Here is a 17965-nt window from a genome sequence, read left to right as displayed (position 1 = left end):
GAATCACGCTCCGCAGCACAAGGGAATCGCAAAACGAATTGCAGGAAAACAGCGCCCATAAACCGCTAATCTTGCAATTCCAAAGCCGCTCTCCGCCTCAATCAACATGCCACATCAACGGCTTGCGGATAGTTCACGGTCGACCTTATAGGCGGGAGAGACTTTTAGCATGAGGGACAGCACGCGCACGGAACATAGGAGATCCGCTCCGGGATCGTCGCCTGTCCGAGCGTCACGCCGTGAAGGCGGGGCGCACACGGCCTCGCCAAGGGTGGCGCAACGTGTCGCCGCGAGCTGGAAGTAGCGGCTAAACTTGACGAAATCGCTGCCTCGTAGACAACAGTTGCGAAACCGCTGCGTTCTTGATGTGCGTCGGCGTTGAGGGCTCGCCTCAGCCCTTCGGCAATTTCCCTATCTGAGGAGTTTAATGCAAATTACCATCTCAGAAAGGAGTCCCTACGTGACTCGCCCATCACACGGCCATCTCGGCATTCATCCCGCTGTCCACCCTAGCTGATTCTCGGTCTGTCACCAACTACTAGGGTGTAGTATGGATTTCCCGCGGCACCATCAGGTATTTTTCTGCCTGACGAGTGATCCTCTGCTGTGGGTGCCTAATAGGGCCCGTTTATCCTCGTCTGAGCATCATGGGGATGTTGGGAGGCTTGTTTGGTTTTCGATTATATCGTGATCGGTGGCGGTTCCTCTGGATCCGTCATGGCGAGCAGGCTCTCCGCCGATGGAGATCGCGTACTGCTCATCGAAGCGGGGCCTGATACGCCCCCGAATGCCGTCCCTGATGACATCCTGGAAGGCAATCCAACACGTGCTTACTTCAATCCTGATTATCAATGGCCTTCACTCGACGCGACCACGGTCCGGGATGGCCGCAAGACAATTCATTACGAGCAGGCGAGGGTGATGGGCGGCGGCTCCAGCATCAATGCTCAGGTGGCTAACCGCGGTGGTCCCGAAGACTACAACGACTGGGCTTCGAGCGGTGCAGCGGGCTGGAGTTGGGAGGAGGTTCTACCCTACTTTCGCCGCCTCGAATGCGATCTTGATTTCGAGGGCGAATTCCACGGCAAGACTGGCCCACTACCTATAACACGTGTGCGGCAATCAGACTGGTCCGGCTTTATCCGAGCGGTATCCAAAGCGTATGAGAATGAGGGTATTCATTTCAGGCCAGACTTCAATGGTGAATTTGGTGACGGATACTCGGTTGTTCCCTTGACCAACCGCAACGGTCAGCGGGTTTCTGCTGCGATGGCCTACTTGTCCGAGAGTGTCCGCTCACGGCCCAATTTGACAATCTTGTCGGAGACGACGGTTGTGCGGCTCATCTTTTCGGGACGCGCCATAAAGGGCGTCGAAACGGAGAACAGCTGCGGTCGGCAGTCATATAGCGCTTCGGTTGTGATCCTCTGCGCCGGAGCCATCCATTCTCCCGCTATATTAATGCGCTCCGGGATCGGCCCGGCCGAGCAACTGGCAAAGCTCGGAATTCCAGTGGTTACAGAGTTGAAGGGTGTCGGCCGCAGCCTTCAGGAACACCCAGGGATCGCCGTTTCGTCGTACTTGAAACTAAGCGATCGCATGGCACCCAATGTGAGTGGCCACATCCAGATGCATGCTCGTTACTCGTCTGGCTACACCGGGTGCCCTTCCACAGATATGGCAATATCGGCGGTTGCCAGGTCGGCCTGGCACCCGCTTGGCAAGCGCCTGGGCTCCCTCTATTTTTGGGTCAACCGCACCTATTCGACAGGAACTATCGTCCTGAAGGATCGCTCACACGCAGTTGCACCGGACATCGATTTCAACTGGTTGAGCGACGAACGGGACGCCGCGCGATTGAAGCAGGGATTCCGTTTTATCGCCCGCCTGCTGAAGCAAGATTCACTGTCGGCCGTGGCACTCAACCCCTTCCCATCAGCTTGGAACGCACGAGCCAAGCAGGTTAGCAAGGTCAATTGCATTAATTACGCGCTTACATCGGTGTTGGCGCTGCTCATGGACTGCTCGCCACGGCTGCGCCGTGGCCTCATCAGACACTTGATAACCGATGGACATACCATTTCAGAACTGATTGATGACGAGGGGCAACTGGATCGGTTTGTCCGTCAGAACGTGACCGGCAATTGGCATCCGACATCAAGCTGCAGGATGGGGGCGGCCTCTGACCCGGCAGCCGTGACTGATCCGTCCGGCCGCGTTCGTGGCGTTTTCGGTTTGAGGGTTGCCGACGCATCGGTGATGCCATTCTGCCCCCGAGCCAACACAAATATTCCAACGATCATGGTGGCTGAAAAGATGGCTGATGTGGTTTTAGAAGAAAACCGGAGAGGTTAGAGCCGCTTGCGATCGACGGATGCATTGTGATGGGACGACGGTTTGGGACTGTAGTCCATCATCCACTTTGATGAGCTGAAGATTTGAAGGTCATTGAGCGACGATCTTTGATTGTGGGTATGAAAGCATTGGAGGAGGGTATATCCGCGGGAAGCCACCACCCTCACTGACGCGCTGCGGCTGAAGGGCATGACCGTAGTTTCTTATCACGCTGGGGACTCCACGGGCAGGCGGATGGACATCGATAGCTTACACGACTGTCCTAGCCCGAGAGCCGCTATTGCTTCCGCGCCTCGATTCTGACCTGAGACCCTAATCTCCTCCGGCTTGAGGGAGAGTCCTGGTTTCGTTTCAGGCCTCATGCGGCCTGTTTTCCCAGCGTGGATTTCATTGCGAACTCAGCCGGCGGCATGTTGCCGAGGGCCGAGTGTGGTCTGTGGTGGTTGTAATCCTCCTTCCATGAGGTCATGGCGTTGCGGGCGTTGGACAGCGTCGAGAACAGCGTGTCGTTGAGGCACTCGTCCCTGAGGCGCCCGTTGAAGCTCTCGACGAAGGCATTCTGCGTGGGCTTGCCCGGCGCGATATAGTGCCATTCGACGCCGGTCTGCTGGCACCAGCGCAGGACCGCCATGGAGGTCAGCTCCGTGCCGTTGTCCGAAACGATCATGGCGGGCCGCCCGCGCCAGTGGATGATGGTGTCGAGCTCGCGCACGACGCGCAGGCCCGACAGCGAGGTGTCGGCGATCAGCGCCAGACACTCCCGCGTATAGTCGTCGACCACAGCGAGCACCCGGAAGCGACGGCCGTCGGTGAAGGTGTCGGAGACGAAGTCCAGGCTCCAGCGGGCGTTGGCGCGATCCGGAACGAGCATCGGTCTGCGTGTGCCCAGCGCTCGCTTGCGGCCGCCGCGCCGGCGCACCTGCAGTTTCTCCTCCCGGTAGAGGCGCCGCAGCTTCTTCTGGTTCATCACGATCCCCTGCCGGTCCAGCATGACGTGGATCCTGCGGTAACCGAACCGCCGGCGCTCTGCCGCCACGGCCTTCATCGCCTCGCGCAACGGAGCGTCGTCCGGACGGATGCTGGTGTAGCGCACCGTCGCACGATCGATCCTCAGGGCTTGGCACGCCCGACGCTGGCTCACCCCATACGCCTCGCAGGCATGAGCCACCGCCTTCCGCTTCGCATCGGGCGTCACCATTTTTTTGCGGCAACATCCTTCAGGATCGCGTTGTCGAGCATCTGCTCGGCCAAGAGCTTCTTCAGCCGGGCGTTCTCATCTTCCAGAGCCTTCAGGCGACGGGCGTCGGACACCTCCATCCCGCCGAACTTGGCCTTGAACTTGTAGAAGGTCGCTGCCGAGATGCCATGCTTGCGGCAGACATCAGCCGTCTTCGCGCCGGCCTCCTGCTCCTTCAGCATCCCGATGATCTGCTCTTCCGTAAACCGTGATGGTCGCATCGTCCGTCTCCGTGATCGACGCACTCTACCCAAATCTGGAGGAAGTTCAGGGTCTCAGGTCAATTCCCCTGCCCAACCAAAAAAGGAAAAATCGCAGCCATACTGCTGTGACGTTCAGGTCGCACTCTCAGGTGACATTTTGACCGAGCTCCGGGTCGCCTTAAGGCAGATGCGTCAAAAGATTTCGGCGAACAACATTAAACAGCGTCGTATGCTACATAACAATAGTTCGCATATAATTAATACATCATATATTGTCCACTGGGCTAGAGGATATTATACGTGTTGGTGAGGAATTTGAAAGTGATTCAGGCATTCTCACCAATGGGCCAGTTGCGAAAAAGTCCGAATGTGAGGTTTGCAAACTGGTGAAAGCCGCCGCTGCGGGATCCATGGACAATTATTACATCACGGCCTGCCGCGGTCACGCCTAGGCATGCCCGGCCAGATTGGGTGCTCGAGCTGGTTCGGTCATGCTCAAGGCGGTGCCCTCGCCAGCAAGCGGTCAAGACCACAACAGATAGGTCGGGAAGACAATGCACATTACCAAATTTTCCAGCAGCCCTATCAAGGCAAAGCAAGAACGGGAGAAGAGATTATGACCACGCTACCGCAAATATCACTGGCGAAGCTGGCCTCTGATGAAACGCGACACGAGGAGCAACGCCGGTTACTTTTGGCCTGCGAGGAGTACGGGTTCTTCTACCTTATCGAGCACGGGATTCCGAAAGAACAGATTGCGCAGGCCATCGACGCCTCCCGCCGGTTCTTCGCATTACCACAGGCTACCAAGGAACGTTACGGTCACGCCTTTCAAGATGTGTACCCCGCTACCGCCCGAGGGTATAGTCCGTTACACGGCGAAATGTTACATCCTGAGTTCGGCCCAGATCCAAAGGAAATGTTCGACCTCGGAATCGACAGTGAAGGCGACCGGCGTCCGTTTGCCGGGCGCACCCGCCTTCCGGATGACGAGTTGGCTCCTGGTTTCGCTCGAAGCCTACTTACTTTGCAGGCTACCGTGCTCGACGGGGTTGTGCCGCAGCTCGGGATGGCGCTGGCCGACCTACTCGGTATGGAAAAGGACTGGTTTCGACGCCATTTCAGCCCGCCGACGGTGCTGCAACGCGTGATCCGGTATCCGTCTACTGGCGGCGCGGCCGCCAAGCATACAGACAACGGCTTCTTCACGTTGCTGCTGCAGGAGGAACTCCCAACGCGCTCTTTGCAGGTATGGTTCGGCGGGCGTTGGATACCGGCGCCGAGCCTCCCTGACAGTCTTGTGGTCAATCTGGGCGACATGCTTCAGGCTTTGAGCGATGACCGGTTCAAGAGTACGCCGCATCAGGTCGTACACCGTGGTCCGGCCGAACGCATTTCTCTTCCCTTCTTTATCTACCCCGATACTGACGTTCGCCTGACTTCGCACCAAGGCAAGAACACGTTCAGTGTCGCAGAAATGATGCTGCGCAACTACGAGTCCATATGGGAAAAGGGCAATGGTGCCGGACGCGCGCGGGAGTTGCAGTAGGTATTCGGCGTTATGCCAGCAAACTCCCGTACGAGGCAATGACGGCACACCAGCGGGATCATTTCTTCAAAGCGCCTTTAAGCCGGAAAGGACGAATGCAGCGTTTTCGTTATTGGTTGCAGCGCTGGTTCCATGAGTCATCTAAGAGCCTCTCTGATTGGGGTCGTTTTGGTCAAGATGCTCCTGCACTTTTTTCTGGACCGTTCCGTGGGTCACTCGCTTCTCTTCGCGGTCAGCGCTTGGGCCGCCGCATGATGGGGTCAGGAGAGCGAAGGCGTCTCAATCCGTTTCACGACCTTGCCGCGCTTGGGCCGGCAGGTTCGGGACTCTCAACGAGATCGCCTCGCCCATCGTCCCCAGGGAACGATCCGGGCATCGCCCTTTCGGGCGAAGGCTTTGTTCGTGTTGCTTGCTCCTCGATCTGTCTCAGTTCACGCGGCCAGGTGAACAGGCTCCTTTCCAAAGCGGAACTCGGTCGCGTCGGCCCACATGCGATGCAGAATGACGGCCAGTTTGCGGGCGACCGCGACCCGGGCTCGTGCCATGCCGCGCCGCCTGGCGATGTTCATGCCCCATGCTCTGAGGCTCGACCACTTCTTCGATCGCACCAGCAGTGTGTGGGCCGCCTCATAAAGCGCGGTGCGTGCAAGTTCGTCGCCGCATCGGCTGACCTTTCCCTGGATGTCGGTTTCGCCGGACTGGTAGCGTGCCGGCGTCAGTCCCAGATGCGCCCCCACCGCCTGCGACGAGCCGAACCGCTCAGGCCGGTCGATCGTGGCGCGGAAGGCGAGCGCGGTGATCGGCCCGACGCCCGGCGCGCTCTTCAGCCGCCGGCAGACTTCTTCATTGCGGACGATGTCGAGAACCTGCTTCGTCAGGCGGGCGAACTCTCTCAACATGACACCGAGGATTGCTAGCAGCGGCTCGACCATCGCCATCACCTCGGCGTCAGCGCCCGTCAATTCACGCACGCGGCCGGCAAACGCGCTGCGCGACGGCAGGCCCAGCTTGACGCCGGCCTCGCGCAGGATCGCCCGCACTACGTTCTCGATCGAACGCATCTCGTTCAGCACCGTGCGGCGGGCAACCAGCAGCGAACGCCACAGCCGGCACTGCCTGCTCTTGACATGCACCTGCCGATACCAGCCAGTGCGCATGATCTGCGCCAGCGTGCGGATTCCGACGTGAAGCCGGCCGCCATTCCGATCAAACACCGGCCACCATTCCGGTATGAAGCCGGCCACCATTCCAACCAAAGACCGGCCGGTTTTCGGCACTGAAGATTACCTCCTGGGTCAGCAACTTTGGCATCAATTACCTCGCGATGAACGAGGACATTTTGATGCCGGCAAAGAGAAGGCTGACCATGAGACAGTTGAGACAAATGCTTCGGCTTGCCGGAAGCGGGACCAGCTCCCGCGAGATTGCGGTCGTGCTGGGAATAGCACGCAGTACGGTGCAGGATAATCTGCGGCGCGCAGCGGCAATCGGGTTGAGCTGGCCCCTGCCAGGCGAGCTGACCGATGACGCGCTTGAGAACAAACTCTTCGCTCGCAATGGCGTCAAACAGGGCACGCGGCGGCGCGCAGAGCCGAACTGGGCCGATCTTGCCGTCGAGCTCAAGAAGCCGGGCGTCACGCTCCTCATCTTGTGGGAAGAGTATCGAGGAAGTCATCCCGACGGATATGGCTACAGCCGGTTCTGCGAGCTCTTTCGCAGCTTCGAACAGCGGCTTTCGCCGACGATGCGCCAGGAACACGCCGCCGGCGACAAGGTCTTCGTCGACTATTCCGGCAAGAAGATCCCGATCGTTGATCGAGACACCGGCGAGCTCCGTGAGGCGGAGATCTTTGTGGCGGTCTTGGGAGCGTCCAGCTTCACCTATGCCGAAGCAACCTGGACCCAGACACTACCTGATTGGATTGGTTCGCACGTCAGGATGTTTCGTTTTTTTGATGGCGTTCCCCGACTGATCGTCCCCGACAATCTGAAGTCGGGTGTCAGCCGCGCCAGCTTCTACGATCCCGAGATCAATCGCAGCTACGGCATGATGGCATCCCATTATGGCGTCGGCGTTCTTCCGGCACGGCCGCGACGGCCGAAGGACAAATCGAAAGTCGAGAACGGCGTGCGTTTCGCCCAGTCATGCATTCTGGGGCGGCTGCGCAACCAGACCTTCTTCTCGCTGGCCGAGGCCAATGCCGCCATTCGCCAGGCACTCGATCGCATCAGCAGGATCACGACATGGGTTGGACGGAGGCCACCCGCCGGCAATATTGCCGCGCGGGGCAGCGGGATGCAAACGCGTTGACGGACAGGGAATGGGCGTTGATCGAGCCGTTCATGCCTGGAGCGAAGGCGACAGGACGACCGCGGACGACCGAGCTGCGGGCAGTCGTGGACGCGCTCCTCTATATCGCCTGGACGGGCTGCCAGTGGCGGGCATTGCCGGACCGCTTCCCGCCGGTTTCGACGGTTCAACGCTATTTCTATGCCTGGCGAGACAATGGGCTGTGGAGGACCATCAACTTCCACCTGGTGGCCGCGGCACGCCTCGCCCTCGGTCGCGAGGCGAGCCCGAGCGCCGGCGTCATCGACAGCCAATCGGCAAAGGCCACGGACGTTGCCGGTCTGCGTGGCTACGACGCCGGCAAGAAGATCAAAGGCCGCAAGCGCCATATCATCACCGACACCGAGGGGCACCTGGTCGGGCTGACGGTGCATACGGCCGATATCCAGGACAGGGATGGGGCAGTCTGCGTCATCGCCTCCATTCGACAGCTTTACCCGTGGTTGCGCCATCTATTCGCCGACGGCGGTTATGCCGGAGAAAAACTGACGCAGGCTCTGGCCGATCTGGGCACGTGGACCATCGAAATCATCAAGCGCTCCGACACGGCCAAAGGCTTTGAGGTGCTGCCGCGACGATGGGTCGTCGAGCGAACTTTCGCCTGGCTGGGACGTTGTCGCCGGCTCGCCAAGGACTTCGAGGCGACCATCGCCAGCGCCGAGGCGTGGATCTTCATCGCGTCGATCCGCCTCATGCTTCGCCGCAGGGCAGCTCCGCGTCGTGCCTAACCGAGTTTCGAGTCAGGCTCTAACTCAAGGGAGAGCAGGTTGGTGTCGTGTTGCCTCATCTAATTTTGTTACCGGCTGCCTCACCAAGAATGTTACCCGCTCGCCAGACGTGCGGAATCTGAAGCGACATACGGCGCTAGGCTGCTGACCTCGCCGATGAGCCGCTGCACGGCTTGTTGTCGCCACGCCCTTACTCGCTTCTGCAACGTGTGAAGCTGGTGCAAGCTGTATCGTCCGGGATAACGGACCTGGAACTCGACGAGAAGTTCAAGTGCGGTCTGATCCGGACGCTCTTCAAGGCATCGTGCCATCTCTTCCCAATGGTCCTTAAAGATGTCGGGACGTCGGCCGCGCGGTTTGTCGTTGAGCCGACGATAAGTCTTTGGCCCAACGACAACACCGCGGGCGCGAGCCGCTTGGCGCCAGAGATTGACCCGTCGAACGAGTGTTTTGTACTGCTTGCGGGTAAATCGACCTGGAAACTGGACGCACAGCTCCTCGAAGAGCTGCGTGGCGTTGATGTTGGGGAATTCCTCCAATCGGCGACAAACGATCGGCCACACCATGCGGAGCGCCTGGACGCGGGCTTGGCCAGGCTCGGCGTAGACCGGCTTCGGCTTCTCCTGCATCGTCGCGGGAGGAGTGGGTGGGATCACCGGTTTGAGCGTCGGCGAGGGACTCGCAATAAGGGTTTGTGTCGAGAGCTTTTGTAGACTTCGCAGGTAACGCGGTTTGGCTTCGATGGAGAAGGTCGGCCGGATTTCGCCCGCATGCCAGGCGCTCGATAGGCTGGCTACGAACGCGGCCAGGTTGGGCGGTTCCGATGTCGCCGGTGGCGGTGTTTCGCCGTCAGCCAGCGCCGCCAAATAAGCCTGGACAGCTCGCATCTCCTCCAGCAGCTTCAGCGGATCGAGGTCGCCGGCGATCTCGCGCAGCTTGTTCTTGGCGGCCATCGGGATAGCCTCCGCCTGCAGGAGACGCTCGCAGGGAGACTGCGGTGGATGATAGCGCTTAGCCACCTTCGCACCGTCACGCTGTTTGGCAGCCAGCTTGAACGAGGGCTGGAAGAAGTTCACGAACAGCCGGGATGCCGCGTAGAGGCGCGTGATCGCTCTGGCCGCCGCCAAGCCCTCGAAGCGCCGATACCCCATGAGCTTCCGTACCACGGCACCATTTTTCTGCTCTATCCACGCTTGGTCATTCTTACGGTAAGGCCGCGAGCGAGTGAGTTCGATGCCGTGACCGAGGCAATATTCGATCAGCCTGTTGTTGACGAACTCGCTGCCATTATCCACATCCAGCGCTCTCAGGGCAAAGGGCAAGCCCGTGCGGATCCGGTCGAGTGTCTCGACCACGAGGGTACCTTCTCGGACCACGATGGGCGCGGCCTCCGTCCATCCGCTCGCGATGTCGGTCAGAACCAGGCTGTGAACGTAGCTACCGCGGTTGGCCTCTCCGCAATGAGCGACCAGGTCCATTTCCATGCTGCCGGGAAGCGGCTCGTTCCAGTCAGCAAAGGTGCGCATTTTGATGCGCCGCCGGGGCTCTGGCATAACCCTTGGCGGTTTTTTCGTACGCATGGTGCGCCTTGGCATCTGGAGCAAGCGGTCGATCGTGGCGGCGCTCATCGACAGGATCTTGTGGCGTATCTCCTCCTCGAGCTTCAAATGTCCATTGCGTTCCAGCGCCGGCAATAGAATGGGCAGCAGTGCCTTGAGGCGCTTGCCGCAGACTCGATCGGAAGCTTCCCACAGCACAATCAACGTGCCCCGAGCGGCCTCATCATAGAGCGACGGGCGTTGGCGGGTCTGACGGTGCTTCGCCTCCGGGTGGCTGTTCAGGACACGGATTGCGGACTTTTCGTGATACCCCGTCGCCGCAATGAACTCCTCCAATATCCGGCGCTTGTCCTTGGTCGTTGCGGCCGCATAGCGATCCCTGACCGCATTGGCCAGTTCCATACGCATGGCATGTGTCATCTTCGTCTTCATGTTGCCTCCCTGGTAGTGAAGGCACCATGGCGACATGCGCCTTCACGGGTAACATTTTAGGTGAGGCAACGAACCCGCGCGGTAACATTTTCCTTGAGGCAATGCGTCAGGTTGGTCCTTACAGACCTTTGAGAACAGGAGAATGCTCATGTGCGTGAGCCGTGATCTCAACAACGCATTGCAAGGAGCCCATAATTGGATCAGCGATCTAGCGTGGAGACTTCGCTGGCATGATCGCGAGCAGGTGTACCAAGTCCTGATTGCGACCCTGCACGCCTTGCGCGATTGCGTGGATCGCGACCAGGCCGTTTCCCTGGGCGCGCAGCTGCCAGCCTTACTCCGCGGCTTTTATTACGAGGGCTGGCATCCCGCCCGACGAACTATAATTAGAAGCCGGAACTCATTTCTAGACCGGATCCACGTTGGCGACCACAGTGACCCTGCACTAGATCCGGAAGAGGTTGCCCGCTCGATACTAGCCCAATTTGCGGACCGTATGACTGCAGCAAAGATTGACGATGCAAAGGCTGCCACTCCAGCAATGCTGCGTGACCTTTGGCCAATCTAAGAAAGAGGTCCTACCCCGCGAGAATGCATAACCAAAGCTGGGGGCCTTTCGACCGGGCAACGGGTATGTACCTCGACGCCGGAAGGAACATTAAAAATGGCAAATGACGTTGCATACTACGATGAATTTGCTCAAATATATCAAGAATATACGGAAAAGTTAGGCAGAGTATCTGAGGCTGCTGCCACCGCCACCTTTCTTGAGCGCTATTCCCGCGGCGGGAGTGCTCTTGAACTTGGCATCGGCAACGGGCGTGTGGCGATTCCGTTGAGTGAACGCGGCGTCAAGGTCCAAGGTATAGATAACTCGGAAAAAATGTTAAAACTGCTCGCCATGCGGACGGATATGGTCAAGGCCTCGAAGGGGAACATTGCCGAATTTAGTTCAGAGCGACGCTACGATCTTGTCTATTGTGTCTATGACACGTTCATGTGGCTCTTAAGCCGCGATGAGCAAATAGCTTGGCTGCGATGTGCGGCCGAGGTGCTAAATGAGCGCGGAGTTTTGGTGCTAGAGGTGCGTGTGCCAGACCTGGAGGGATTCGTCAACGGCCAGAAAATTACTACTGCGCTTGTCGATAACGAAAATACCTTCGTCAATACGGAAATCCACGATGCAGTAAACCAGAACTTGTTTCTAAGCGTCCTCTGGTTCTCCGGTACGTCGGTCAGACGTTTTCCAGAACGCGTTCGTTACGTCTATCATCAGGAGGTCGATACAATGGCGGAATGCGTAGGGCTGGTGCTGGCTGAGCGTTGGGGGGATTGGATGAGAGGCGCTTTCACTGCGGGGTCGAAACGTCATATCTCAGTTTACAGCCGAACGACGCTGTAGTCCGCCTTTGTTGCCCCAACTTTCGAGCTTTTTGATGGGGGCCGATCCAGTCAGAGCCGACTTGTTGACGGATCGGGTGAAGACGAACCGCCGGGATGCTTTCATTGGCAAGGCTGCGGTGCACCGGCGAACTGACGGTGGTCTGGGTTCGCAATGAAGATCCCCAACAGTCGCTGGCGCCCGATCGTGCGAGCGCTCCAGACATTGCGTGGGGTCAATCTGATCGTCGCCGTGACCGCGCTGCCGAGGTCGTCGAAGTGAGCCGTTTTGAAAGCCCTCGCCAGCTCATGGCTGCCTCGGCCTCGTTTCCGGCGAGCGGTCGACTGGAGAGACAATAATCAGGCGTGGCGGCATTACCAAGGCGGGCAATGGCCGCGTTCGCCACATACTTGTCGAGAGCGCCCGGACCTATTGACCTATTGACATCAGCCTCGGATCGGTAAGGCGAAGCTGTACCGGTTGGAGCAGGCACGCAGGCACCACCGAACGTCCGTGAGATCGCATGGAAGGGTCAGGTCCACCTCACGGCCCGCTACCGCATGCTGAGCGCCCGGGGCACAACGGACAACCGTCGTCTACACGGCGATCGTCCGCGAACTGGTCGGCCTCGTGTGGGCCGTCGCTCCCCAGGGAAGGCACGCTTCACCTGATCGGCGCGGCGCGTCAATGTATACCCTGCGCATGGGCGGAGGCGGGACCACGGCAGGAATGCCCGTCAGACGCTTTGTTTGCGTCATTTCAGGCGAGTCAGCGGAGGCGTTTTATGATGCACTCCAGAGCATGGTTGCCACCGATAGCATATCAGCATCTGACGATCCGGAAGCTGCAGCGGGCGCTGCATGGTCAGAGGCGGCGGTCAATCGGCTGCGCAAGCTGGGGTAAGGATATCACCGAGACGCTGGAGGTGGTGCCGCGGCAATGGAAGGTGATCCAGCACGTGCGGGAGAAGCTCACCTGCCGCCGCCTGCGAGGCGATCAGCCAGGCTCCGGCGCCGTTCCAAGCCACCCCGCGAGGCTGGGCCGGTCCCGGCTTGCTGGCGATGATCTTGTTCGAGAAGTTCGGCCAGCATCAGCCGCTCAGCCGCCAGGCTGAACGCCATGCCCCCGAAGGCGTGCCGCTCAGCCTCTCGACGCTTGCTTGGGCCACGCAGCTGCGCCGGAACGATGTCGAGCCGCTCGCTCACGTCCTCGCCGATCCGATGCAGGCCATTGCGGCAGCATGGGCAGGCATGGTCCTCAATGTCGATGATCATTTCCACCCGCGGCAGATGGGGTGGCAACGCGCCGCGGTTCGTCCGGCACTTCCTGGCGCGCTCCAGACGCTCTGTCTCGGGTGGCTTGCCGTTTCCGCTGCTTCGATGGATGCCTGGCTACAGGTTCCGGCGCCGCCACAACCGCCGGCACGAAGGCAGGAGAATCTTGCTGCACCGAAGCAACCTGTTTGCGCGCTTCGCGGCGCCAGGCGAAGACCTGCTGCGGCCTGAGACCTAACGGGCGGGCGACCTCGGAAATGATCGCATTCGGCTCCAGTCTCCGCGATGATCCGCGCTTTGTCATCCATCGACCACTGCCGCCGACCGCCAGCACCGTTGATCACCTCGAAACGCCGAAGCTGCCGCTCCGGGTCAAACGTAAGGTCAAGTCCAGACACAAGCCGATCTCCGATCCCAATGCAGAACCGGCAACCTCACTGATCGCGACCACTCCCGAAAGGTGGTCCCGAAACACCGCTCTGATGTCCGCTGTCAAGGTTTGGAACACAGGAGGTCGACCGATCCGAGGAACGGTTGCTCATTCTGCTGATCGCGCATGGGTGGAGGCGGAACTGAAGGACGTCGGTGATCAAGCTCTGATGCGCGGGTTGGCTTCCGCATTCCCGATTGTGCGTCCGGGGCTGTTCCTATCTTACTGCGGGCGTCGGCCATTGCCGGCCACAAAGCGTCTGACGGGCATTCCCCTGCCGTGGTCCCGCCTCCGCCCATGCGCGAATGATGTATGTCGCTGCGGCGACCAGATCAGATTGCTTGCGCCTCCCGGGCAACGGCCCACATGAAGCCGACCAGTTCGCGGGCGATCGCGGTGCAGACCACCGTTGTCCTCTTGCCCCGTCCACTCAACATTCGATAGCGGGCGGTCAGCCGCGTCTGCGCCTTCCAGGCGATCTCCCGCACCTTCGGTGGTGCCTGCTCCAGACGGTACAGCTTCTTCGCACCGACCCTCGGCGGATGCCTGTAGGTCCATGCGCTCTCGACCAGCATATGGCGAACGCGACCGTTCCCTGCCTTGGTGATGCCGCCCCGTCTGACGGTCTCGCCGGTCGATCGTTCGCCGGGAACGAGGCCAAGATAACCCATGAGCTGGCGCGGGCTCTCGAACCGCTGCACGTCGCCAACCTCGGTGGCGAACGTTACGGCGACGATCAGCTCTACGCCGCGCAGCGTCTGCAGAGCCCGCACGATCGGCGCCAGTGACCAGGTTGGAACGAACTCCTCGATCACATCCTCAAGTCGCTCGACCCGCTCTTTCGAGACGCGGACTGCTTCAACCATTTCCTGAAGCGCGATCTGATGCGCCGGGTGATCGAACGGTTGTTCCTGCAGCCAGCGCAGATAGCGCATCGACCAGCCTTTCCTGCGAGGATAAATCCGTCCGTGCTTGAGCATGAAGGCGCTCACATGCTGCCGGTGGACGCGAAGCGTCTCGACCGCCGCCGCCCGGGCGCGGACTAGATCCCGCATCGCTTCGTGACCTTCATCTGGGACCCACACTGCCGTCAGTTCGCCGGCGCGCAGCAGTCGAGCCAACGCAAGAGCATCCCGGCGGTTCGTCTTCACCCGATCGCCAGGCTTCCTCGGGATTAGCGACGGGGCGACCACCATGCATTCATGGCCGAGCGAACGGATCAGCCGATAGAGACCATAGCCGGTCGGGCCGGCCTCGTAACAGAAATACACCCGGTTGAACTTGGTGGCGATCCGCTGGATAACTCGGCGCATGCTCTCATCCGAGGCGTCGACCTCGCCAAAGAAGCGAACTTCTCCCTCCCGGCCGGAATCCGCAATTGCGATGGCGTTCCTCAGCTTCGCGACATCAATTCCGACAAATGCTTCCCTATAATCTGCCACGGCTCGTCCTCCTGTGATGAGGATCGGCTCGGACCGCCCGAGCAACCCTCGGACGCGCAGTGTAGGGCGAGCCACCTCACCGGCAGAGGCGGACATACGGTCTTATTGTGGATCGAGTCGGGCGCCAGCTTCTTCTCGTTGGTCGATAGACCGTATAGGTCCGAATGTCCTCGCGCCCGAGCAAGTCCGGCGACTTGCTAAACAGCGGGCGAATAGCGACACCTGTTGCAGATAAAACAGCTGGGTGTTGAGCGCGAAGTTGCGCACCTCCATGTCCTCGCTAATGCGCTGGCGAAGTTGGGTCACGACAAGCTCCTTTGTCGGATGGAATGGGCTGCAAGTAGCCACTCCATGCTGACGCGCTCGGAGCTTGGTTGGACACATGACCAGCGCGACAGAAGACTCGATCAAGACCACGCTGTCGACACACACCCTCCTTGCGCTGCGCGATCGCGTAGCGGGTTAGTACCACCGAAATCATGTGGAGCGCAGGATAATACTGAGCAGCGGCTCGAGCGATTCCTTCCTCCTGTTACAGTATTTTAGCCTACCAGGCGGGCTTCCTCACCCGACAGGTGATTGCATGGTGCGATATCACGACGCCGCGGGGCGTCCGCGACCGTGCGATCCTGCTGCTGCTCTCGCTCAACCTACGTGCGGTGACGGTCGGGACATGCGCTCCTCGACGACATCAACTGCCGCGTCTGATTGGCTGCCAGGGCGCCACTTATGGTCACGAGCGGAGGTCGTCAACTACCAGATGGCGCAGTATCGATGCTTGCCCGAACACCCTAGAAGCTGGATGGGTCCAGCGTATTAAGAGGTGCCTCGGCATGCAAGGCGACGTGACGACGCTACACATTTCGAAGTATATCTGTGCAGCAGAGGAGCTGGGGCGCAGGTCCGGCCTTCATATTACAATGGGCGACGATTTTGAGCAGTATGTGGGGATTACCGACAGGCTCCCCGGGAAGGCGCCGACCTATCCAAACTTCCGCCCCGACTGTTCTTTTCTTCCACCTGGAAAGGCGTTTTGGATCATCGGACGGGATCCGGAAGGAAGAGTAGCGCATGTCCAGGCAATGCGTTTTGATCATCTATACAACACAAACCTTGCTGAGCACCTTAGATCGCTCAGAGCCTGTTTCGCGGATCCGAAGCTCAAAGCCGTGCCCGGTTCCTCGTCTCGCTGCCACGCGCCGAGCGCTCCCAGCATCACTGGGCTGGTTGCTTATCATGGGGACATTTGGTTGCGCGAGGACTTTAGAGGCCGCGGGCTCGCTACCTTTATAGGTCGCATTGCATTCGGATTGGCATGGGCCAAATGGTCGCCAGACTTCATTTACGCGCTGGTTGCGGGCTGGAACATCGAAAAAGGCATAGTCGATCGCTATGGCTATGTGCATCGAGAGCCGCACGGATCTATTCTGCACTTACCGGCGCAGGGGATAAACGATGATGAATGGCTCGTTTGGTTGACGCGAGACGAATTGTTGAAGACGCTTCGTACTTCGGGATCTTTCGGGTTTGGCGAGGGTCACTTGGCCGCAGCTGACTCATCTGATGATGGACAGCATCACTGACACTCACCTTACTCTATAAGATCCGCATCGACATCCCTGGGCGTCTCATAGGGGAGTTAAAAAGTGGCCGACAAAATATTGAATTTCAGTTTGGAAGAATATCGGACGCGACTTGGTAAAACTCGGTCGGAAATGCAAAGGCGCGGTATTGATATTCTTATCCTTAGCGAGCCTGCGAATATGGCTTGGCTGACCGGGTATGATGGCTGGTCTTTTTACAATCACCAGGCGGTCATCGTTCCCCCGGAGGGCGATCCAATCGTATGGGTTCGTTGTTCGGATGAATTCGGCGCTAGGCGCACGGTCTATTTTTCGGATGACAATGTCCTCAGCTATGCCGATAAATACGTTCAAACTCCCGTTTGTCATCCGATGGAAGATCTTTGCAAAGTTCTTGCCGATCGCAAGCTGGACAAGGGCGTTATCGGTGTCGAGAAGGATAACTACTATTTATCTGCAACGGCATTTGAGACGTTGGTTTCGCGTATGCCCAACGCCAAATTCGCTGATGCAACGGTGCTTGTTAATTGGCTGCGAGCAATCAAGAGCCCCCGCGAACTAGAGTACGTGCGTAGTGCGGGACAGATCGTGACCCTGATGCATGAGCGCATCTTGGAGAAGATTGAACCTGGTATGCGCAAATGCGACCTTGTTGCCGACATTTACGATGCTGCGATTCGCGGGACGCGCGACTTTGGAGGTGATTACCCGTCCATCGTGCCGATGCTTCCATCGGGCACCAATCTGTCGGCGTGTCATTTCACGTGGGACGATCAACCTCTTCGCAACAACGAAGGAATCTATTTTGAAGTGGCTGGTGTCTACAAGCGCTATCATGTTCCGCTCTGTCGGACGTATTGCCTTGGCGAAGTGCCACAGCATTTCTTGGATGCAGAGAAGGTCACTCTAGAGGGAATGGACGCAGGTCTCGAGGCGGCCAAGCCAGGTGCAACTTGCGAGGACTGGGCGGTGGCATTCTTCAATGTCCTTGAGAAGCATGGCGTGGATAAAATTACACGAGCCGGTTATCCAGTCGGTCTATCTTACCCTCCAGATTGGGGTGAACACACGATGAGTTTGCGGCGAGGGGACCGGACAGTACTCAAGCCAGGCATGATCTTTCACTTCATGACTGGTTTCTGGCACGACAACTTTGGTTTCGAAATCACTGAAACCGTTCTCATCACCCCCAATGGTAATGAGTGCCTATCGAAAGTACCTCGGAAGCTCTTCGTTAAGGTATAGCGTCTCCAAACGCACCCTTCTGGTTTTTACGAGCCGTCATTCGGAGCGGTCACGATTAGACGCACCGGCGACCCAATCCAAAGAGATTATCTTTGGAAGCTCGACACAGAAGACGAAGACTTTGCCGCCTCAAATCGTCATATACTTGGAACAGTTGATGATAGTGCACCCGGAGCCTCGGCACTTCCTCACGCATG

At 58.9% G+C, this 17965-nt stretch carries 12 protein-coding genes and 5 pseudogenes; 10 read left to right on the top strand and 7 right to left on the bottom strand.

Translation table 11 applies throughout. From position 1 onward, the window contains the following. The first annotated feature begins 669 nt into the window (after positions 1-669). Positions 670-2355, top strand: coding sequence for a GMC family oxidoreductase (locus JG746_RS32450; RefSeq protein ID WP_202324283.1), 1686 nt, complete (start codon positions 670-672; stop codon positions 2353-2355). A gap of 358 nt (positions 2356-2713) precedes the next feature. Here the strand turns inward: JG746_RS32450 and JG746_RS32445 are convergent. Next, positions 2714-3813 (bottom strand): IS3 family transposase gene (locus JG746_RS32445; RefSeq protein ID WP_446720347.1). Its coding sequence is split into 2 segments (ribosomal slippage): positions 2714-3564 and positions 3564-3813, totalling 1101 coding nucleotides; the frame shifts between segments, so codons are not numbered across the junction. Positions 3814-4411: 598 nt separating this feature from the next. On the opposite strand from JG746_RS32445, the gene JG746_RS32440 reads away from it, so the two are divergent. Continuing rightward, the gene (locus JG746_RS32440; RefSeq protein ID WP_027056493.1) at positions 4412-5344 is read left to right on the top strand and encodes an isopenicillin N synthase family dioxygenase; all 933 of its coding nucleotides are present in this window, start codon (positions 4412-4414) and stop codon (positions 5342-5344) included. A 431-nt stretch (positions 5345-5775) separates the two neighbouring features. Here JG746_RS32440 and JG746_RS32435 read toward each other — a convergent pair. After that, a pseudogene (locus tag JG746_RS32435) lies at positions 5776-6519 on the bottom strand (IS110 family transposase); the annotation flags it as partial. Positions 6520-6668: 149 nt separating this feature from the next. Here JG746_RS32435 and istA point away from each other — a divergent pair. After that, positions 6669-7655: an IS21 family transposase gene (gene istA, locus JG746_RS32430; protein WP_244730590.1), complete on the top strand. Its 987-nt coding sequence runs from the start codon at positions 6669-6671 to the stop codon at positions 7653-7655. Next, a complete protein-coding gene (locus JG746_RS32425) occupies positions 7589-8422 on the top strand; it encodes an IS5 family transposase (RefSeq protein WP_202324277.1) in 834 nt (277 codons plus the stop codon). Before istA ends, JG746_RS32425 begins: the two co-directional genes overlap by 67 nt. A 92-nt stretch (positions 8423-8514) precedes the next feature. Here the strand turns inward: JG746_RS32425 and JG746_RS32420 are convergent, their stop codons facing one another. After that, the gene (locus tag JG746_RS32420) at positions 8515-10413 is read right to left on the bottom strand and encodes an integrase catalytic domain-containing protein (RefSeq protein WP_202324275.1); all 1899 of its coding nucleotides are present in this window, start codon (positions 10411-10413) and stop codon (positions 8515-8517) included. Between the two features lie 142 nt (positions 10414-10555). Here JG746_RS32420 and JG746_RS32415 point away from each other — a divergent pair, with 142 nt between their 5' ends. The 4 genes and pseudogenes from JG746_RS32415 to JG746_RS32400 form a co-directional block, all read left to right on the top strand. Next, the gene (locus JG746_RS32415; RefSeq protein ID WP_342215819.1) at positions 10556-10981 is read left to right on the top strand and encodes a DUF2267 domain-containing protein; all 426 of its coding nucleotides are present in this window, start codon (positions 10556-10558) and stop codon (positions 10979-10981) included. 96 nt (positions 10982-11077) lie between these two features. Further along, positions 11078-11815: a class I SAM-dependent DNA methyltransferase gene (locus JG746_RS32410; RefSeq protein ID WP_202324270.1), complete on the top strand. Its 738-nt coding sequence runs from the start codon at positions 11078-11080 to the stop codon at positions 11813-11815. Between the two features lie 180 nt (positions 11816-11995). Continuing rightward, a pseudogene (locus JG746_RS32405) lies at positions 11996-12457 on the top strand (transposase); the annotation flags it as partial. A gap of 235 nt (positions 12458-12692) precedes the next feature. After that, positions 12693-13008 (top strand): annotated as a pseudogene (locus tag JG746_RS32400) (IS66 family transposase zinc-finger binding domain-containing protein); the annotation flags it as partial. Here the strand turns inward: JG746_RS32400 and JG746_RS32395 are convergent. The 4 genes and pseudogenes from JG746_RS32395 to JG746_RS37365 all read right to left on the bottom strand — a co-directional run. Then, positions 12961-13116, bottom strand: a pseudogene (locus JG746_RS32395) (IS66 family transposase zinc-finger binding domain-containing protein); the annotation flags it as partial. The pseudogenes JG746_RS32400 and JG746_RS32395 overlap by 48 nt on opposite strands. After that, entirely contained in the window at positions 13052-13372 is a 321-nt protein-coding gene (locus JG746_RS37915; protein WP_202327592.1) for a transposase, read from the bottom strand. The pseudogene JG746_RS32395 and the gene JG746_RS37915, both read right to left, overlap by 65 nt. Before the next feature lie 458 nt (positions 13373-13830). After that, positions 13831-14940 carry an IS110 family transposase gene (locus JG746_RS32385; protein WP_202327589.1) on the bottom strand — a complete coding sequence of 370 codons (1110 nt, stop codon included), beginning with the start codon at positions 14938-14940 and terminating at the stop codon, positions 13831-13833. Positions 14941-15047: 107 nt separating this feature from the next. Further along, positions 15048-15246, bottom strand: a pseudogene (locus tag JG746_RS37365) (phage integrase N-terminal SAM-like domain-containing protein); the annotation flags it as partial. 527 nt (positions 15247-15773) lie between these two features. Here JG746_RS37365 and JG746_RS32380 point away from each other — a divergent pair. Both JG746_RS32380 and doeA read left to right on the top strand, forming a co-directional pair. Beyond that, positions 15774-16523 (top strand): hypothetical protein, encoded by a 750-nt coding sequence (locus JG746_RS32380; RefSeq protein WP_202324268.1) that lies wholly within the window; start codon positions 15774-15776, stop codon positions 16521-16523. Positions 16524-16586: 63 nt separating this feature from the next. Beyond that, entirely contained in the window at positions 16587-17768 is a 1182-nt protein-coding gene (gene doeA / locus JG746_RS32375; protein ID WP_202324266.1) for an ectoine hydrolase DoeA, read from the top strand. The last annotated feature ends 197 nt before the right edge of the window (positions 17769-17965 follow it).

Source organism: Mesorhizobium sp. 113-3-3 (assembly GCF_016756495.1).
In the GTDB taxonomy this organism is placed as follows: domain Bacteria; phylum Pseudomonadota; class Alphaproteobacteria; order Rhizobiales; family Rhizobiaceae; genus Mesorhizobium.
This window is presented reverse-complemented; position numbering and strand designations above follow the sequence as displayed.

Bases quoted from the DNA above. Each gene is read 5' to 3' on its own strand.
- istA (WP_244730590.1), top strand. From the start codon at position 6,669: ATGAACGAGGACATTTTGATGCCGGCAAAGAGAAGGCTGACCATGAGA.
- JG746_RS32410 (WP_202324270.1), top strand. From the start codon at position 11,078: ATGGCAAATGACGTTGCATACTACGATGAATTTGCTCAAATATATCAA.
- JG746_RS32420 (WP_202324275.1), bottom strand. From the start codon at position 10,413: ATGAAGACGAAGATGACACATGCCATGCGTATGGAACTGGCCAATGCG.
- JG746_RS32425 (WP_202324277.1), top strand. From the start codon at position 7,589: ATGGGTTGGACGGAGGCCACCCGCCGGCAATATTGCCGCGCGGGGCAG.
- JG746_RS32415 (WP_342215819.1), top strand. From the start codon at position 10,556: ATGCTCATGTGCGTGAGCCGTGATCTCAACAACGCATTGCAAGGAGCC.
- JG746_RS32440 (WP_027056493.1), top strand. From the start codon at position 4,412: ATGACCACGCTACCGCAAATATCACTGGCGAAGCTGGCCTCTGATGAA.
- JG746_RS32380 (WP_202324268.1), top strand. From the start codon at position 15,774: ATGCAAGGCGACGTGACGACGCTACACATTTCGAAGTATATCTGTGCA.
- JG746_RS37915 (WP_202327592.1), bottom strand. From the start codon at position 13,372: ATGACAAAGCGCGGATCATCGCGGAGACTGGAGCCGAATGCGATCATT.